This is a genomic window from Streptomyces akebiae (assembly GCF_019599145.1).
GTDB lineage: Bacteria > Actinomycetota > Actinomycetes > Streptomycetales > Streptomycetaceae > Streptomyces > Streptomyces akebiae.
On record NZ_CP080647.1, the window covers coordinates 5,638,457 to 5,656,555 of the forward strand.

The 18,099-nt window shown below is 72.7% G+C and carries 16 protein-coding genes; 7 read left to right on the forward strand and 9 right to left on the reverse strand.

What is annotated here, in order from left to right; translation table 11 throughout:
- Positions 1 to 61 precede the first annotated feature (61 nt).
- A complete protein-coding gene (locus K1J60_RS24375) occupies positions 62 to 2,140 on the reverse strand; it encodes a HelD family protein (RefSeq protein WP_220648038.1) in 2,079 nt (692 codons plus the stop codon).
- A 282-nt stretch (positions 2,141 to 2,422) separates the two neighbouring features.
- Between K1J60_RS24375 and K1J60_RS24380 the strand changes: the two genes are divergently transcribed.
- Positions 2,423 to 2,620, forward strand: coding sequence for a hypothetical protein (locus K1J60_RS24380; protein ID WP_220648039.1), 198 nt, complete (start codon positions 2,423 to 2,425; stop codon positions 2,618 to 2,620).
- Positions 2,621 to 2,835: 215 nt separating this feature from the next.
- Entirely contained in the window at positions 2,836 to 3,174 is a 339-nt protein-coding gene (locus K1J60_RS24385; protein ID WP_220648040.1) for an SH3 domain-containing protein, read from the forward strand.
- A 69-nt stretch (positions 3,175 to 3,243) separates the two neighbouring features.
- On the opposite strand, the gene K1J60_RS24390 is transcribed toward K1J60_RS24385, so the two are convergent.
- Complete coding sequence (locus K1J60_RS24390; RefSeq protein ID WP_398683288.1) at positions 3,244 to 4,893, reverse strand: DNA repair helicase XPB; 1,650 nt, start codon at positions 4,891 to 4,893, stop codon at positions 3,244 to 3,246.
- A gap of 185 nt (positions 4,894 to 5,078) precedes the next feature.
- Here K1J60_RS24390 and istB point away from each other — a divergent pair, with 185 nt between their 5' ends.
- On the forward strand, positions 5,079 to 6,503 hold the full coding sequence (gene istB / locus K1J60_RS24395; RefSeq protein WP_398683289.1) for an IS21-like element helper ATPase IstB: 1,425 nt from the start codon (positions 5,079 to 5,081) through the stop codon (positions 6,501 to 6,503).
- Here the strand turns inward: istB and K1J60_RS24400 are convergent.
- Complete coding sequence (locus K1J60_RS24400) at positions 6,487 to 6,681, reverse strand: hypothetical protein (RefSeq protein ID WP_220648043.1); 195 nt, start codon at positions 6,679 to 6,681, stop codon at positions 6,487 to 6,489. The two genes, istB and K1J60_RS24400, sit on opposite strands and share 17 nt — an antisense overlap.
- A gap of 221 nt (positions 6,682 to 6,902) precedes the next feature.
- Complete coding sequence (locus K1J60_RS24405) at positions 6,903 to 9,587, reverse strand: helicase-associated domain-containing protein (RefSeq protein ID WP_220648044.1); 2,685 nt, start codon at positions 9,585 to 9,587, stop codon at positions 6,903 to 6,905.
- A 224-nt stretch (positions 9,588 to 9,811) separates the two neighbouring features.
- On the opposite strand from K1J60_RS24405, the gene K1J60_RS24410 reads away from it, so the two are divergent.
- Together K1J60_RS24410 and K1J60_RS24415 are read left to right on the forward strand one after the other, a co-directional pair.
- Positions 9,812 to 10,912 (forward strand): hypothetical protein, encoded by a 1,101-nt coding sequence (locus tag K1J60_RS24410; protein ID WP_220648045.1) that lies wholly within the window; start codon positions 9,812 to 9,814, stop codon positions 10,910 to 10,912.
- Between the two features lie 212 nt (positions 10,913 to 11,124).
- Positions 11,125 to 11,760 (forward strand): HAD family hydrolase, encoded by a 636-nt coding sequence (locus K1J60_RS24415; protein WP_220648046.1) that lies wholly within the window; start codon positions 11,125 to 11,127, stop codon positions 11,758 to 11,760.
- Positions 11,761 to 11,776: 16 nt separating this feature from the next.
- On the opposite strand, the gene K1J60_RS24420 is transcribed toward K1J60_RS24415, so the two are convergent.
- On the reverse strand, positions 11,777 to 12,028 hold the full coding sequence (locus K1J60_RS24420) for a hypothetical protein (RefSeq protein WP_220648047.1): 252 nt from the start codon (positions 12,026 to 12,028) through the stop codon (positions 11,777 to 11,779).
- A gap of 203 nt (positions 12,029 to 12,231) precedes the next feature.
- On the opposite strand from K1J60_RS24420, the gene K1J60_RS46915 reads away from it, so the two are divergent.
- The gene (locus K1J60_RS46915; RefSeq protein WP_045556039.1) at positions 12,232 to 12,615 is read left to right on the forward strand and encodes a cold-shock protein; all 384 of its coding nucleotides are present in this window, start codon (positions 12,232 to 12,234) and stop codon (positions 12,613 to 12,615) included.
- A 21-nt stretch (positions 12,616 to 12,636) separates the two neighbouring features.
- On the opposite strand, the gene K1J60_RS24430 is transcribed toward K1J60_RS46915, so the two are convergent.
- From K1J60_RS24430 to K1J60_RS24445, 4 genes are all read right to left on the reverse strand, one after another.
- Positions 12,637 to 13,464 carry a 1,4-dihydroxy-6-naphthoate synthase gene (locus tag K1J60_RS24430; RefSeq protein WP_220651662.1) on the reverse strand — a complete coding sequence of 276 codons (828 nt, stop codon included), beginning with the start codon at positions 13,462 to 13,464 and terminating at the stop codon, positions 12,637 to 12,639.
- A 70-nt stretch (positions 13,465 to 13,534) separates the two neighbouring features.
- A complete protein-coding gene (locus tag K1J60_RS24435; protein WP_220648048.1) occupies positions 13,535 to 14,419 on the reverse strand; it encodes a futalosine hydrolase in 885 nt (294 codons plus the stop codon).
- 16 nt (positions 14,420 to 14,435) lie between these two features.
- Entirely contained in the window at positions 14,436 to 14,930 is a 495-nt protein-coding gene (locus tag K1J60_RS24440) for a hypothetical protein (RefSeq protein WP_220648049.1), read from the reverse strand.
- A 62-nt stretch (positions 14,931 to 14,992) separates the two neighbouring features.
- A complete protein-coding gene (locus K1J60_RS24445; protein ID WP_220648050.1) occupies positions 14,993 to 16,381 on the reverse strand; it encodes an MFS transporter in 1,389 nt (462 codons plus the stop codon).
- A 692-nt stretch (positions 16,382 to 17,073) separates the two neighbouring features.
- On the opposite strand from K1J60_RS24445, the gene K1J60_RS24450 reads away from it, so the two are divergent.
- Positions 17,074 to 18,006 carry a DUF3027 domain-containing protein gene (locus K1J60_RS24450; RefSeq protein WP_220648051.1) on the forward strand — a complete coding sequence of 311 codons (933 nt, stop codon included), beginning with the start codon at positions 17,074 to 17,076 and terminating at the stop codon, positions 18,004 to 18,006.
- Positions 18,007 to 18,099: the final 93 nt, after the last annotated feature.

The window sequence follows — 18,099 nt, forward strand, 5'->3', positions numbered from 1 at the left end:
CGGAACACCCGCTGATCGGCCCCCGGTGACCTCGGTCGCCGGGGGCCGTCGCGCGCACCCCCTAGGCCAGCTGCGGCGGCAGCGGTGCCGCGTGCGTGACGATCAGGCCCGAGACCGCTCGGGTGAGGGTCACGTAGAGGCGGCGCAGGCCCGTCCGTTCGTCGGGCTCGCCGTCGACGACGGCCTGCGGCTCGTCCAGGACGACATAGTCGTACTCCAGGCCCTTGGCGAGTGAGGCCGGGACCAGGGTCAGGCGGGTCTCCTGCGTCGTCTCCTCACCCGGGGCCAGGTAGGCGAGGCCCGCCGCCGTCAGCGCCTCGGCGAGGGCGGGGACGCGGGCGTCGGCGGCGATGAGGCCCGTCGACCCCTCGTTGCGGAGCAACTCCTCGCAGGCGGCGACCACATGGGAGTCGTCGGCGCTCGGCCGTACCTCGAAGAAGCCCGGGTTCTCCCGGACGGACGCGACCGGCGTCAGACCGGGCGCGATGTGCGGCAGGAGCCGGGAGGCGTAGGTGATGACGTCGGTCGGGACACGGAAACCGGCCGTCAGCTCCTCCACATGGGCCTCCGCCTTGCCCAGGTGGGCCAGCGCCTCCTGCCAACTCCGCGTCGCCCACGGGGTCGTGCCCTGCGCGAGGTCGCCGAGGACCGTCGCGGAACCGGTGGTGCAGCGGCGGCCCACCGCCCGGTACTGCATGGGGGAGAGGTCCTGCGCCTCGTCGAGGACCACGTGCCCCAGCGAATGCGTCCGCTGCACGAGGTCGGTGGCCTCGTCGATCAGCACGGCGTCGGCGGCCGACCACTTCACCGACTTCACGCTCCGCGCCGGCTTCGCCCACAGGATCGTCTTCCGCTCCTCCTCGGTCAGGATCCCGTCCGCGTGCTCGGCGAGGAAGTCCGCGTCGGAGAGCAGCCGCAGGACGAGCTTCGCGGGATCGACGGGCGGCCAGATCGCCTTCACAGCCGCCTTCACCGCCGCGTTGCGGGCCACCGCGTCCTGCACCCGGTCGTCGGGCGCCTCACCGGACCGCTCCATCTGCACCAGCACGGAGTGCGCGATCCGCTGCGGCAGGGCGTCGCGGGCGGCCCCGTAGCGAATGTCCCGGTCCAGCAACTCCCGCACGATGTCTTCGAGTTCGTACGCCGGTACGCGCCAGCGACGCGACCCCCGGACGACCACGACCGGCTCGGTGGGCAGCGTGACGTGCGACCGTACGGCCCGCCGGAGCACCTCGGCCATGCGGGCGTCGCCCTTCACGACAGCCGCCGCCGCGTCGTCCGTGCCCCGCACCTCGACGTGGGCGACGAGGTCGTCGACGGTCGCCTGCTTGACCTCCAACTCGCCCAGCGCGGGCAGCACCTGCTCGATGTAGTGGAGGAAGGAGCGGTTCGGCCCGATGACGAGGGTGCCGGTGCGGGACAGGCGCTCGCGGTGGGCGTACAGGAGGTAGGCGACCCGGTGCAGGCCGACGGCGGTCTTCCCGGTGCCGGGGCCGCCCTGGACGCAGAGGGAACCGGCGAGGTCGGAGCGGACGATCTCGTCCTGCTCCGGCTGGATCGTCGCCACGATGTCCCGCATCGGGCCGACACGCGGCCGCTCGATCTCCTGCTGCAGCAGCTTGCTGGTGGTGGCCGCCTCGGCGGGGTCGGTGAGGTGCTCGTCCTCGTACGCGGTGAGGTCGCCGCCGGTGTACCCGAAGCGGCGCCGCAGCCCGACGTCCAAGGGGTCGGTCCTGGACGCCCGGTAGAAGGGCTGCGAGACAGGGGCACGCCAGTCGATGACCATCGGGTCGCCGTCCGCGTCGTGCACGTGCCGCCGCCCGATGTAGAACTGCTCTCCCTCCGCGCCCTCCGCCCGTTCCGCGCCGGGGGCGTGGAGGTAGTCGAGCCGGCCGAAGAAGAGCGGGGTGTGGCTGAGGTCCGCGAGGGCCTTGATCCGCTCCTCGATCTGGCGGGCCAGCACCTCCGCGTTCACCCAGTTCGCGGTGACGTCTCTGATGTCCAGCGCCTGCACGTCCTCCCGCATGGCCCGCAGCGCGGCACGGGAGGCGGAGAGATGGGAGCGCTCACGGGAGAGCGGGTCGGTGGGGGCGGCGGGGCCGGCGGGGTCGGCGGGGTCGGCGGTGGGCTGCGCGGACAAGGGGGTGCCTCCGGGGGCCTGCGGGAGCTGGGGGTACGCCTGACGGCGGTGACCGACCGGTTTCCGTCCGGGCGGTGGCGCTCCACGGACGGGAGGCGGGCAAGAGCGGAGAGTTTAGGTGAGGGGCGAGGGATCATGCCAACGGATTTCTTCGCCGTACCCCTAGGGGGTCCGTACACCGCCGGTACTAGGGGCGGGCTGGACCTGAGAGGGAGCCGAGGGCTCAGCGCACTCACTCCGCAGACCGACGCGATCCGAAGGCGGACGTTCCACCATGGAGACATGAGTGCAGCGACCTTCATCCCAGCCTCGGCCTCCGGCCGACCCGGTCCGCCGCCCGGCGCGACCGGCCTCGACGATCACCACAACCGTCACCGCCTCGCCGACGTCCTGCGCGCCGTCAAGGTCTTCGCGAGCACCGCCTTCGGCGTGGTCATCCTCGGCGAGTACGCGGAGGAAGCGGGCGTACGCCGCCGGTGAACTCCGGCCCCTCGCGCGTGGCCCGCTGATCACCCCTGCCCGCATCCCTGCCTTCACCACCCTGTTCCCGCGCCCGCACTCAAGGCGGCCTTCGTCCTCGGTGACACGGCACCGCCCCTCGTTCGCTTGCGCCCCAACCCCCGTTACAGGCGCAAAGATTCCTTGTGGCAGCATGATCGACGCAGCTCAATCGATCAAGGAAACGGGGACTGTTCATGCGTTTCGCATCGCATCGCCTTCGCACGGCGGTGAGCGGCCTGACCGCCGCCACCGCACTCGCCCTGGGCGTCACCGTCGTGGCCGCGCCCAGCGCCTCAGCGGCTGTCGGTTCGTCCGCGTGCACGAAGAACATCAAGGACGCGACCTACATGGTCAACAACTACGCCGGTACCACGATGCAGTCGGGTCCGGGCTACAAGTACAAGGACGTCAAGTTCCTTGAGCTCGGCACCGATGTGCGCGTGTACTGCGAGACGTACAAGAACGGTTACAACTGGTACTACGGCAAGGCCGGCAAGAAGAAGGGCTGGGTCGTCTCCCGGGACTTCCACTAGATCGGTGACCGAGGGGGTGGAGCGCGCTGCACCCACGGCCCCACCCCCTCGGCCCCACCGGGCCCGGCCTCAGCCCTCCGCCAGGAGCTCGTCCGCGTCCATGATCCGGTAGGCGTAGCCCTGTTCGGCGAGGAAGCGCTGGCGGTGGGCGGCGAAGTCCTGGTCGATGGTGTCGCGGGCGACCACGGAGTAGAAGTGGGCCTTGTGGCCGTCGGCCTTGGGACGCAGGACGCGGCCGAGGCGCTGGGCCTCCTCCTGGCGGGAGCCGAAGGTGCCGGAGACCTGGATGGCCACCGTGGCCTCCGGCAGGTCGATGGAGAAGTTCGCGACCTTCGACACCACCAGGACGTTGATCTCGCCCTGCCGGAACGCTTCGAAGAGCTTCTCGCGCTGGGCGTTGCTGGTCTCGCCCTTGATCACCGGCGCGTCCAGATGGGCGCCCAGTTCGTCGAGCTGGTCGATGTACTGCCCGATGACGAGGATCTGCTGACCCGCGAAGCGGCGGACGATCGCCTCGGCCACCTTCCGCTTGGTCGCGGTGGTGGAACAGAAGCGGTACTTCTCCTCCTGCTCGGCGGTGGCGTAGGCGAGCCGCTCGGAGTCGGTCAGGTTCACCCGGACCTCGACGCAGTCGGCGGGCGCGATGTAGCCCTGCGCCTCGATCTCCTTCCAGGGCGCGTCGAACCGCTTGGGCCCGATGAGGGAGAACACGTCCGACTCGCGCCCGTCCTCCCGGACGAGCGTCGCCGTCAACCCCAGCCGCCGACGCGCCTGGAGATCGGCGGTGAACTTGAAGACCGGCGCGGGCAGCAGGTGCACCTCGTCGTAGACGATGAGGCCCCAGTCACGGGAGTCGAAGAGCTCCAGGTGCGGGTAGACGCCCTTCCGCCGGGTCGTCAGCACCTGATAGGTGGCGATGGTGACGGGGCGGATCTCCTTGCGCGTCCCGCTGTACTCGCCGATCTCCTCCTCGGTCAGCGACGTCCGCTTCACCAGCTCGTGCTTCCACTGCCGCGCGGAGACGGTGTTGGTGACGAGGATGAGGGTGGTCGACTTGGCCTGGGCCATGGACCCGGCGCCGACGAGGGTCTTTCCGGCACCGCAGGGCAGTACGACGACCCCGCTGCCGCCGTGCCAGAAGTTCTCCACCGCCTGCTTCTGGTAGGGACGCAGCGCCCAGCCGTCCTCGGCCAGCTCGATCGGGTGCGCCTCGCCGTCCACGTACCCGGCGAGGTCCTCGGCGGGCCAGCCCAGCTTCAGCAGGGTCTGCTTGATCTGCCCGCGCTCGGAGGGGTGCACGGCGACGGTGTCGGGGTCGATCCGCGCCCCGATGAGCGGAGTGACCTTCTTCGACCGCAGGATCTCCTCCAGCACCGGCCGGTCGGTGGTGGTCAGGACGAGACCGTGGGTCGGGTGCTTGGAGAGCGTGAGGCGGCCGTAGCGGTCCATCGTCTCGGCGACGTCCACGAGCAGCGCGTGCGGCACCGGGTAGCGGCTGTACTGCACCAGCGCGTCGACGACCTGCTCGGCGTCGTGGCCGGCGGCGCGCGCGTTCCACAGTCCGAGCGGCGTCACCCGGTAGGTGTGGATGTGCTCCGGCGCCCGCTCCAGCTCGGCGAAGGGCGCGATGGCCCGACGGCACTCGTCCGCCTGCTCGTGGTCGACCTCCAGGAGCAGCGTTTTGTCGGACTGGACGATGAGGGGACCGGGACCGTTCACGCGTGACACCTTTCGATTCGGCCAAACGTCCAGTGTGCCTGATCGTCGGGGATCCGCGGGGCGTCCGGCCGTGTGGAACTCCTTCCCCCACCACCACCGTCACCGCCGGTCCTATTGGATGTCTATTCATTCCGATGAGTGGCTGGAATTCAGATTTGCGGCCGCGGTTCCCAAGAATGCGAACCGTGCACCCACCCACCCCGGCCGACGCCGACCCGGTCACCCCGTCCGTCTCCCCGCAGGGCACCACGCTCGGCTACGCCCTGTTCGCCACCCGCTGGCTCCAGGCGCCGCTGTACTTCGGTCTGGTGGCGGCGCAGGGCGTGTACGTCTACAAGTTCTTCAACGAGCTGTGGACGTTAATCGTGCGGTGCGTGAGCGGGAGCGCCACCGAGACCTATGTGATGCTCGCGGTGCTCAAACTGGTCGACGTCGTCATGATCGCCAATCTGCTGATCATGACGATCGTCGGCGGCTATGAGACCTTCGTCTCCCGCATCGGCCTCCAGGGCCACCGTGACCAGCCCGAATGGCTCTCGCACGTCAATTCCAACGTGCTGAAGGTCAAGCTGGCCACGGCCATCGTGGGCATCTCCTCGGTGCATCTGCTCCAGATGTTCGTGGACGTCCACCACACCTCCCACCACGCGCTGCTGTGGGGCACGGTGATCCACATGGCCTTCATCGCCTCGGCGGTCCTGCTGGCCTACATGTCGGGGCCGATGTTGCGCGAGGACAAGGACCACGGCTCCCACCACGCCCCGTCCGACGAGCCGAAGCACCCGAGGGGCCCGCGCGGTCCGGCCGAACCGACGGAACGGAGCGAGCCGACCGTGGCCGCCGCCCCCGTGGTGTCCCGGGCGCCGCTGCCGATCCCGGCCCAGGCCACCTCGCACGAGAACCGCGAGAGGTACGACGGCAGCCAGAGGTACGACAGCCGCGAGAGGCATGAGACCCGCTTCGCGCGGGGCGGGACGCGGCTGGTGGTCGAGACGGGCCTCGGGACCGTGACCGGGGTCGAGACGGGCCTCGGGACCGGGGTCGAGGGGCGGGTGCGAGCGGCCGGGTTCCCGGCGCGCAAGCTGCTGGAGGAATTCGACGAGGAGCACCCGCGCTCCTTCGACCGGCGGCTGCTGGCCCGGCTGGGCACGCTGGACTTCGTCGACACCGGGCGGAACGTGGTGTTCGTCGGCGCTCCCGGCACCGGCAAGACGCATCTCGCGATCGGGCTCGGCGTACGGGCCTGCCAGGCCGGACACCGAGTGCTGTTCGCGACGGCAACGGAGTGGGCCGCCAGACTGGCCGCGGCACGGGCCGAGGGCAGGCTCGCCGAGGAACTGTCCGCACTCGACGCCTGCCCCCTGCTGATCGTCGACGAGGTCGGCTACCTCCCCTTCGACACGGACACCGCCCGGCTCTTCTTCCAGCTGATCGCGCACCGCTACGAGCGGGCCTCGCTGATCGTGACCAGTGACCGGCCGCTCGGCCGCTGGGAGGAGATCTTCGGCGGGGCCGCGGCGGCGATGGCCGACCGCCTCGCGCACCACGCCGAGATCGTCGTCCTCGAAGGGGACAGCTACCGGCTGCGCCGGGTTACTTCAGCAGGCTGACGTTCTGGATCAACGGCCCCTCCACGCCGATGCCCTCGCCGACGAGGGTGCCGAGTTCGGGGAGGGGCAGGGGCGGGTTCGCGGCGGCCGGGGCGGCGAGCGCCCCCACCAGGACGATGGCGACGGCGGTGACGGCGGACGCGGAGACGAGCGGGCCGAGCTTGGCAAGAGGGCGCATGCGTATGTGTGGGCCTTTCGAGCGCGGGAGTCGATCTCGATCGGAGACAGAGTGGCTGCCCAGCGTCCCGGGAGAGGATGCGCCGGGCGACCCGCGCTCGCCCATGAGGGGGAAAACCGGGCGTGGCCTGCATGAAAGCCGGTGTACGCCCGAACGGGTGATCTCCGGGAGGTGGCTTGATCAACTGCGCTTGGTCAACGGCGTCACCCGGACCCGGCGGGTCAGGTCGCGTCGTCCGCCAGTTCCGCGACGCCCGTGATCCGGTGGAGCGGAAAGGTGCGGACCTCGTCCGCCGTGTGGTCGTACGCCGTCACGAAGCCGCCCTCGACACGGACCGGGGCGATGACGCGCTGGCTGGCGGAGCCCTCGGCGTTGACGTAGCCGATCCAGAGGGCCTCGCCGGTGAGGACGGCGGCCTGCATCGTCGCGAGGGTCTCGGCGGAGCCGGTGCGCGGCAGGGCGCCCGGCGGGGTGGCCGGTCCGTCGGGCGTACGGCGGGGTGTGGTGGAGGCGAGGTCACCGGCGCGAATGGCGCGGATCGCGGCGCCCAGCAGGGTGTCGTCCGGGGCCGGGGGACCGTCCGGGACGGGCTCCGGTGCCGTCCGGGGAGGGGTGCGGTGGGCGAGCGCCCGGGTGATCAGCACGTCGCCCTCCGCCGACTCGGCGGCCGGCGCGTACCCCATCGCCCGCAGCCCGTCGAGGAGCGTCGCCGGGTCGGCCTGGGCGGCGAGCACGGTCGGCGCGAGCCTGCGCAGTCCGAGCCCCTGCGACCGCTTGTCGGCGAGGATCTCGCTGAGCATCGCGTCGTCGTCGCAGCGGACGTACGCCGAGGCCGCGCCGATCCGCAGATGGCCGTGGCGCCGGGCCACGTCGTCGATCAGATACGCGAGCGGCTGCGGGACCGGCGTACGGGAGTGCGCGGTCAGGAAGTCGTGCAGGTCGGAGGCGCTGCGGCCCGCGTCCAGGGCCCGGCGTACGGACCCCGGCGTGAACCGGTACACCGTCGCGCCACCCTTCGACTCCACGTCCGCCAGCACACCCAGCGTGTCGGCCAGCGGACGCCGCAGCGGGCCCGGCGCGACGGCCGTCAGGTCCGCCTGCAGCAGGACGTGGTCCAGCGGCTCGGGAAGCAGCGGCGCGAGCAGCCGGGCGGCCCGGGCGGCGGCCGCCGCCTGCTCGGCGACGGGGTCGGCGGACGACGCCGGACGGTCGGGCAGGGGCACATGGTGGGCGGGGAGCTTGTCGCCCGGGGTCTCCGGCAACTCGGCCGTGGCAGGGGCCTCAAGGGCGAGCCCGAGGAGCGCGCGACCGTGCGAGGACAGCGCACCGCGCCCGGTGACCCCGAGCGACTCGGCCTCGGAGAGGGTCCACCGGGCGATCCGGGCCCGCAGGTCCTCGCCCTGGCGCGACCGGCCGGGCGGTTGCTGCGCCGACGGGGCCGACGGGGCCGATGAAGGCGACTGCGACGGCGACTGTGACTGCGAATGCGACGGCTGCGCGGGGGCCTGGTGGGACTGCTGGCCGCCGCGTGTGGGGCGTTCCCAGTGGAGGCGGGCCAGGACGGAATCGGGGGTGGCCGAGGTGCCTTCGGGGAGCCCGGCGAGCAGCGCGAGGACCCGGTGACGCACCTCGGGCGCGGCCGAACGGTCCAGCCCCGGGCCCAGCGCCGACAACGTACGGTCCTTGGCGTCCCGTTCCCCGATCACGCCCGGCGTACGGGTCGCCGTCAGCCAGGCCGTGGCGAGCCGCGCCCAGCGCTCGGCGGCGGGCAGCTCCAGCCACTCGTCGTACGCGGGCGTCGCGGCGTACCGCTCGTCGGCCTCGCCGTCGGAGGCCAACAGCCCGGCGGCATAGGCGAGTTCGACCCAGAAGGCGGCGACCGGCTCGGGCAGGTCGAGGGCCACCGCGGTCCGCTTCAGGTCCCGCACGCTCAGCCCGCCCGCGCGCAGGACGCCGGGGCCGCCCTCGTCCCAGTCCTTCAGCAGCTCCTCCACGGTCGCCAGCGCGGTGTACGCCTGCCCGGCCGCCGTCGCGTCCACAACCTGTGGACGGTGCGCGCCCGACGCCTCCACCGGCGGCGGCACCGGCTGGACCTCCCGGTGCGCCCGGCCCGACCGCAGATGCAGGGCGACCTCGCGGGGGATGACGACCGTGCCGGGGGCGGTCGGCAGCAGCAGTCCCCGGTCCAGCAGCCAGCGCAGATGGGGCGCCGGGTTGGCGGTGACCTGGCCGTACGGCGGCCCCCACACCAGCCGGGTCAGGACGTCGAGGGACTCGGCGGGCGCGGCGGCGAGCAGCGCGGCCATGCGGCGGCGGTCGGTGAAGAGCGCCGCGAGGGAGGTGACCGCCGAGACCGAGTCATGGGTGCTCGGCAGACCCGCGGCCGCGACGATCTCCTGGACCCGCCCCGGCGACATGCCCGCCGTGGCCTCCGCGACGGTCGGCCCGAGACCGGTGGGCGAGGGGTGCTGCGGCGAGGGCGCGAGCAGCTCCCGGGCCGTGCGGACGAGGCGGAGCCGGTCGTCGGGGCCCCACACGAGGGCCTGGTCGCGCAGGGTGCCGACGGCGTGGGGCAGCGCGGCGATGACGGCGGGGTCCGCGTCGTCACCGGCCAGCAGGGAGGCCAGTTCGTCGTACGACGCCGGGTCCGCCGCCACGGCCAGGGCCTGTGCCGTCTGCAGGGCGAACCGGTCCAGACGTTCCAGGGCACGTACGACCGACGCGCGCGTCCCGGCGCGGGTCGCCAGCTGGGTCAGGTCGGTGGGCACGGGTGTGATGAGGTCCGGCCGAGCCCGGAGCAGCACGGCGAGCGAGCGGTCGTCCCGCCCGCGCAGGGCTTCCGCCAGGGAACGGGGGGCTCCACCGGCGGGCGCCGCCTCCGTGGGGAACTGCTCCTCGGTGCTCATCCGGCCAACGGTAGCGGCTGCGTCGGAGCGGGGCCCCCAGGAGCCCGGGGGCGCGTGCATTCGGGCGGCCGCGAGTTCGGTGGGGGCCTCGCGCCCCGGCGGCGGAGCGGCGGACCGGCACAGCCGCGCGCTCCGGAAAGGGCTGCCGCCCCTTCCCCTCACCGCGCCCCCCACGGGAAGCGATACCGTCTGGGAAGTACGCGCGCCAACCCCGGAGGGGCTTCGTGGGGATTGAGAGCGACCAGGTCGTCTACGAGTATCTGAGCCGGGTCGGTGACCTGGCCCAGCAACGGCAGTTGCCGTCGTCGACGCGGATGCGTCTGGTGTCGGGGCTGCGGGACGAGATCGACCGGCGACGGGCGAAGGCGCCGGTGGACAGCCCGGCCGCCGTGCGCCGCATCATCGCCCGCCTGGGTACGCCGGACGAGGTCGTCGAGGCGGCGGGCGCGCCCGGTGACGTACCGGAGCCGCCGGCCGCCGCCGTGCCCGTGCAACGGATGACCGGTGGGAACGCGGCCACCGAGGACGCCGGGGACGCGGGAGACGCCGGGGAGCGGGCCAAGGGGCTGTCCAGAGGGCTGCGCCGGGTCGTGCCGCGACCGCGTTCCGCCGATGCCGTGCCGCCGCCGGTGGCGGGTGGCGGTGCCGCTCCGCCGCATCTCGCCCCGCTGCACGAGCTCGGTGAGGGGGACGCTCAGCCCGACTGGTGGCGGGTCGGTGGGGGCGGGGGAACCGGCGGCGACATCGGGTTCGGCCTCGGGGACTCCGTGCCGGGGTTCGTCGGCGGTGTGGAGATTCCCGAGCTGCTGAAGCCGCCTCCGGTGAAGACGGAGGGGGACGGGGAAGCGGACGGGGAGCGCGGGGCGGGGGCGGTCGTCGAGAAGGCGGCGGCCTCGGCGGGTGGTGGTGTGGCGGCGGGCGAGGCGGAGCAGGAGGCGTCGTCTCGGCGGCGGCGGGTGCCGTTGCCCCGGTTGCGGCCCGCGGGCGGGGGGTGGAGCAATCCGCTGCTGTTGCTGGCGGCCGTGCTGCTGGTCGCGGGGGCGGTCATGGGGAGCCTGGTGCCGCTGGGGCTGGGGTGGTTGATCGCCTATCTCTCGCGGAGGTTGACGCCCGCGGAGTCGAAGTGGGCGGTGATGGGGCTTCCCGGCGTGGTGGCGGCGGGGGGTGTGGTGTGGCTGTGGGGGCGCAGTGACGGGCGCTGGGGGGATCCGATCGCTCAGGGGCAGATGAGCGATGCGTTGACGGAGACGTGGCCGTGGGTGCTTCGGGTGGCGGCCGTGTCGTCGGCGCTCTACCTGCTGTGGCGGTCGCAGCGGCCACGGTGAGCTGTGGGTTCGTCTCACGCCCGCGTTCGGTGGTTCTTCGGGTGCGGGTGCGTGGGGCTTCTCGCGCAGTTCCCCGCGCCCCTGAAAAGCAGGGGCTGCGCCCCGTGCTTTTCAGGCCCGCAGGGCCTGGGCTTTCAGGGGCGCGGGGAACTGCGCGAGCGACCCACGCCCACCCGCACCCACAGTCGGACCTCCACCGTCCCCACCCCACAATGGAACGCATGACCTCTCGCATGCTGACCGTCGGGTTCGATCTCGATATGACGTTGATCGATTCACGGCCGGGCATCCACGCCTGTTATGAGGCGTTGGCCGCGCGGACGGGGGCGTACATAGACGCCGACCTGGCGATCACCCGGCTGGGGCCGCCCCTGGCGGACGAGCTGGCGCACTGGTTCCCGGCGGCGGAGATCCCCGCCATGGCGGACCTCTACCGGGAGATGTACCCGGCGATCGCGATCGCAGCGACCCCCGCGATGCCGGGCGCGCCGGAGGCGATCGAGGCGGTCCGGGCGGCCGGGGGCCGGGCGATCGTCGTCACCGCCAAGTACGAGCCGAACGCCGAGCTGCACCTGGAGCACCTCGGCATCGAGCCCGACGTGGTCGTGGGCGACCTGTGGGCGGAGGCCAAGGCGGACGCGCTGCGCGAGCACGGCGCGAGCGTGTACGTCGGCGACCACACCGGCGACGTACGCGGCGCGCGCACGGCACAGGCGTACTCGGTCGCCGTCGCCACCGGCCCCTGTGACGAGCGGGAGCTGCGCGAGGCGGGCGCCGACGTCGTCCTCGCGGACCTGACGGCCTTCCCCGCGTGGCTCGCCACGCACCGAGGGGCGCCCGGCCAGTAGAGCCGCCCCCGGGCCGCTAGAAGCGTGCCTCGCGGGCCCTTCTGCGCCCCGCCGCGACGGACTGCAGGACTCCGGCACCGGCGATGAGGAATCCGACGCCCATGAGCATGCTCAGGACGAACATGAACGTGGGGAACGGAGTCGTTCCGAGGAACAGCGGGGCCACGGTGACGAGTGTGGCCACGGCGCCGACGATGAAGACGATGCCGCCGACACGGATCAGCCTGTCACCGGGTTCGACGGAATTCGGTTGGGTTTTGTCACGCACCCGACCAGGGTAGTTCCCAGCGCGAGGGAACAGTCGGCCGACGTCTTGTCACCCGCCCCCGGACCAATAGGCTGGGTACCGGCGGGTCCGACGACCCGCTGTAGTGCTGTCCAGAGCAGTTTGCGCACACCGAGAACACACTCAGAACACCTACGAACACTTTTCAGACGCAGTTTCCGACGAGTACGAGGACGAGGACAGACGTGCCTACCGGCAAGGTCAAATGGTTCAACAGCGAGAAGGGCTTCGGCTTTCTCTCCCGTGACGACGGCGGTGACGTCTTCGTCCACTCCTCCGTACTGCCCGCCGGTGTCGACACCTTGAAGCCGGGTCAGAAGGTCGAGTTCGGAGTCGTCGCGGGTCAGCGCGGCGACCAGGCCCTTTCCGTGACGATCCTGGAGCCCGCCCCCTCGGTCGCCGCCGCCCAGCGCAAGAAGCCCGACGAGCTGGCCTCGATCGTGCAGGACCTGACCACACTGCTGGAGAACATCACGCCGATGCTGGAGCGGGGCCGCTATCCCGACCGTGCCGCCGGCAAGAAGATCGCCGGTCTGTTGCGCGCCGTCGCGGATCAGTTGGACGTGTAGCCCCGCCGACTCCCGTCCCTCTCAAGGGAATTCGAGCGCGTCCGGGCCGAGGGGCGGTACCAGTCCCTCGGCCGCCGCGCGGGTGAGCAGCCCCCTGACCGCCGCGTAGCCGTCCTCGCCGAGGTCGGCCGTGAACTCGTTGACGTACAGGCCGATGTGCTGGTCGGCGACGGCCGGGTCCATCTCCTGGGCGTGTTCCAGGACGTACGGGCGGGAGGCCTCGGGGTCGTCCCAGGCCGCGCGGACGGAGGCGCGGATCGTCTCGGCGAGCGTCGTCAGTGTCTTCCGCCCCAGCGAGCGCTTCGCGATGATCGCGCCGAGCGGGATCGGCAGTCCCGTCGTCTCCTCCCAGTGTTCGCCCATGTCGGCGAGCTTGTGGAGGCCGTAGTTCCGGTACGTGAAGCGGGCCTCGTGGATGACGAGTCCGGCGTCGACCTTCCCGTCCCGTACGGCCGGCATGATCTCGTGGAACGGCAGCACGACGATCTCGCCGACCCCGCCGGGCAGCGTGTCCGCCGCCCAGAGACGGAAGAGCAGATACGCCGTCGAGCGCTCGCTCGGCACGGCCACCGTACGGCCGGTGAGGTCCGTGCCCGGCTCCCGCGTCAGCACCAGCGGACCACAGCCCCGCCCGAGCGCACCGCCGCACGGCAGCAGCGCGTACGCGTCGAGGACGTACGGCAGGACGGCGTACGACACCTTCAGTACGTCGAGGTCGCCGCGTTCGGCCATCCCGTTGGTGATGTCGATGTCGGCGAACGTCACGTCGAGGGTGGGCGCGCCCGGGATCCGGCCGTGGGCCCACGCGTCGAAGACGAAGGTGTCGTTCGGGCAGGGCGAGTACGCCATCCGCAGCGCGCCGGTGCCGGTGGGGGCGGCTTCGCCGGGGGCGGTCGCGGGGCTCGTCTCAGGGCTCGTCTCAGGGCTCATATGGGTCCCAACTCTCCAGTACGGGCGTCAGCTTCCCGAAGGCCGTGGTGAGTGCGGTCAGGGCGTCGCCGATCCGCCAGGCGGCGCGGTCGCGCGGGCCCACGGGGTTGGAGACGGCCCGCAGTTCGAGGACGGGCGTGGAGTGCGCGGCGGCGGCCTCGGCGACCCCGAAGCCCTCCATCGCCTCGGCGAGCGCGCGGGGGTGGCGGGCGCGCAGGGCGGCCGCGCGTTCGGCGCTGCCGGTGACCGTGGAGACGGTGAGGACGGTGCCGGTGCGGGCGCCGGTGGCGGTCGCGGCGGCGCGGACGAGGTCCCGCGGCGGACGGTGGGTGACGGTGCCGAAGCCCAGGTCCGTGACCGGGAGGAAGCCGTCCGGTGTCTCGGCGCCGAGATCGGCGGCCGTGATCTCGTCGGCGAGGACGAGCGAGCCGAGGGGTGCCTCGGGCAGGAAGCCGCCCGCGATCCCGGCGGACACGACCAGCCCGTACGGCCGGCCCTCCAGGACCGCCGCAGTCAGCGCACCGGCGACGGACGCGGCGGCGAGGGCGGGGCCCACACCGGCGGCGAGGAGGTCGTACTCCGGGGCGGTGGGCGGTGGGGGCGGGGTGCCACCGGGGTCGGGTGCGGCGCTCGCCGGGGCGTGCGGCTGTCCGGCGGGTCGTGCGCCCTGCCGGGGGTCGGTGGGCAGCGGCGCGCCCCGCACCGTCCCGCGCTCGGCGTGGGGGGCGGACGGCGGCGCGTCCAGCTCGTGGGCCGTGAGGCGGAACCGGTGCAGGGCGGCGGCCGGGAGGCGGGTCTCGGTCGCCGGGCCCCGAAGCGCTCGTGCCACCGCGTCCCGTTCGGCCGGGACGGCGGTGGCTACGAGGATGCGCATGGGTGTCGGCGGTGGATCAGGCGTCCGGGTTCGTCAGCTCGAAGTTCCACACGCCCTCGATCTTCGAGCCCTCGGCGTTCTGCTCGACGACGCTGATGGTCAGCGACTTCTGGGCGGCCTGACCGGGCTGGGTGGCGAAGAGGTCGGCGTTCTCGAAGGCCCAGTACGTCTTGTCGAACGTGTTGTTGGTGGCCTGCTCCCCGTTGATCCACAGGGCCCAGCCCGTCTCCGACACCTCCGGGTCGACACCGATGCGCAGGGTCTCGCCCTGGGCCAGCTCGATCGACTTGGAGGGCTTCTCCTGCGCGCACTCCTTGGCCTGTTCGGCGGTGAGGGTCCGGTAGCAGGCGGCCTCGGAGCTGATCGAGTCGGTACCGATCGTGACAGTGGCCATCGGCGTCGGCTCGTCGCAGGCCGACAGGACGAGAAGTCCGGCGGAGACAGCGCCGAGAGTGGCTGCGGCGCGACGGCTGTGTCGACGAGCGGCTCCGCCGCGGGGCTGGAAGGTCATGGGCGAAGGCTATCTGGCCCGTCCTGGGGTGCCCCTACGTGGGGTACGGCGTGCCGGGTCGGTCATGCCACACGGGGCCGGGGCGCACCCCCGTGCCGGGCGGAGGAGAGCAGTCCGCGGACCGTGGTGACCCAGCCGACGGCGACGATCGCGGCGGCCACGGCCATGCCCAGAGTGCCGTTGAGGGGCAGGGCGATCCCGATGGCGCCGCCGACCACCCAGGACATCTGGAGCAGGGTCTCGGAGCGGGCGAAGGCGGAGGTCCGCACGAGTTCGGGGACGTCACGCTGGATCAGGGCGTCCAGCGACAGCTTGGACAAAGCCTGCGAGAAACCGGCGACCGCGGCGAGAGCGGCGATGAGGAACGTGCCGAAGAACAGCGTCGCCAGGATCGCCACCGCGAGTTCCACGGCGACGACGGTCACGATGATCAGCTCCGGCGAGCGCTGCTTCACCCATGCGCCGACGGCCGTGCCCAGCGCGTTACCGGTGCCGGCGGCCACGGCCACCATGCCCAGCGACAGGGCCGCGCTCTGCCCGGGCAGCGGGTGGATGCGCAGCAGGAACGCCAGATAGAAGATCAGGAATCCGGAGAGGCCGCGCAGGGCGGCGTTCGCGGCGAGCGCGTGGGTGACCGCCGGGCCGACCGTCCGCAGGCCCGGCCGCTTGAGCGTGCTGCTGCGGTGCGGGCCGTGCAGATGCTCGGGGTCCGCTGCGAGCAGGGCCCGGTCCTCGCCCTTCGCCGAGTCGACCTTCGCGGGCAGCGTGAAGGAGAGGAACGTACCGGCCACGAAGATCAGGAAGGCGCCGTAGAGCGGCCAGCGGGGGCCGAGCGCCTGCAGTCCGGCGCCGATGGGTGCGGCGACGCCGGTGGCGAGCAGCCCGCTGAGGGTGACCCGGGAGTTGGCCTTCACCAGGGAGAACTTGGGCGGCAGGAGACGGGGGACGACCGCGCTTCTGACCACCCCGTACGCCTTGGACGCGACCAGGACGCCCAGGGCGGCGGGGTAGAGCTCGATTCCGCCCGTCTCGACGGCGCCGACCAGGATCAGGGCGAGGAACGCCCGGGCCAGCATGGCGCCTGCCATGGCGGCGCGGCGGCCGTGCGGGAGGCGGTCCAACAGGGGGCCGACGACCGGGGCGAGCAGGGCGAAGGGGGCGAGGGTGATGGCGAGGTAGAGGGCGACCCGGCCGCGGGCCTCGTCGGTGGGGACGGAGAAGAAGACCGTGGAGGCGAGGGAGACGGTGATCATGACGTCGCCGGCGCCGTTCACCCCGTGCAGCTCGATCAGTTTGCCGAGGCCGGACTCGCCGGCGCCGTGGGCGTGGGTGGCCTTGCGGATGCCTCGGGCCGGGCCGGTGAACGGCAGGTGGAGGGCGCGGCCCACCGAGCGGACCGCGCCGGTCACCCGACCCGATCCGCGCGCTCCGCTCCGCTCGGCGCCGGTCACCCCGTCATAGTGCCCCGAGATGGCCGGGCGTAGTGCGGTTACCGCTCGTATGGCCGTGGGGTGGGCGTGTGGGGGGCCGGGCGCCTCATGGGGTGGGGGTGCGGGTTCGTCGGCGGGTGCGGGTGGTTCGTGGTTGCTCGCGCAGTTCCCCGCGCCCCTGAAAAAGCGGGGCCGCCCCCGGGCTTTTTCATCGGCCGCCGGGGGCCCTCGCCCGCAGAGCCGTCGTCTTCAGGCCCGCGGGGGCTGATCTTTCAGGGGCGGCGGGGCCTGATCTTTCAGGGGCGCGGGGAACTGTGCGAGAGGTCCCACCGGGCCCGCGCATACCCACGCGGCCCCCGCTCCCGTACCGGCCGTCGCGGAACCGACCGCAGGCCACGGCGGTTTCCCGCCAACCGCCGACCTTGCCCGAAGCCCGCCCTCACGCCCCGTCACGGGCCGGAGCCGAGCGCGGCGGAATCGCGGAACCCTTACGTCGGTGTGGGCGCGGAGCCTCGGAGAAGGTAGCGTGCATAGCGCGCCTGCGGCGGTTGTTCTCGGCCGCGCGCCTCTCGTTCATCCCGCAGAATGGATGACATAGGTGCGCCCGAGTGCGATCGGGCGCGGACGTCGACGCGGCCCCCTGGTCCGCTCCGTCCGCTCCCCCCGCCGAGGGAGGCGCACTCGTGAGACGGCGTAGGAGAGAAGCGATACCTGTGAGCGCAGCGACAACGCGAAGCCGCACCCCCGACCGTCTGTGTGCCGAGGCCGTCGACCTCGCCCGCTCCGCCGCCGAGGAGGCCGCCGCCCCCGGTGTGGTGGGCGAGCACGCGGGGCTCGTCTCCGAGGGCGATCGTGTCGTGACGCACTTCTTCGAGTGCAAGGAGATGGGCTACCGGGGCTGGCGCTGGGCGGTGACCGTCGCCCGCGCCTCCCGCGCGAAGATCGTGACCCTGGACGAGGTCGTGCTGCTGCCCGGCCCGGACGCGCTGCTCGCGCCGGAGTGGGTGCCGTGGAGCGAGCGGCTCCGGCCCGGCGACATGGGCCCCGGCGATCTGCTGCCCACCGACGCCGAGGACCTGCGGCTGGAGCCCGGGTACTCCGGCGAGGACGAACCGCTGCCCAACTCCCCGGTCTCGCACGACATGGCCGAGCTGGTGGAGGCGGAGGACGCCGAGGTCACCGGCGGGGTGCCGGCGAACCTGCCGCTCGTGCCGAGCCGCGGGTCGATCGCCGCGGTCGCCGAGGAGCTGGGCATGCGCCGGGCCCGTGTCCTGTCCCGGTACGGGCTGCACACGGCGGCGGACCGGTGGGAGGAGGGGTTCGGGGCCAAGACCGCGATGGCCCAGGCCGCGCCCGCCGCGTGTGTGAGTTGTGGATTCCTCGTGCCGATCGGGGGGTCGCTCGGGCAGGCCTTCGGCGTGTGCGCGAACGAGTTCGCCCCGGCGGACGGGCGGATGGTCTCCCTGACGTACGGGTGCGGGGGCCACTCCGAGGCGGCCGTCATGCCGAAGCCGCCGCGGCCGGCTCCGCCGCGGCTCGACGAGACCCGGGTGGACCCCTTCCCGCTGCGGCCGGCCCCGGATTCCGGGTCGGTGCCGGTGGGGTCGGAGGACGTCGAGTCCGAGGCGGACCTGGGGCATTCGTAGATCGCGGGATCACTGGGTTCACCGGTTCACCGGTTCACCGGTTCACCGGTTCGCCTGAGAGCTCGGGAGCTCGGGAGCGCGTGTGTCGTCGGC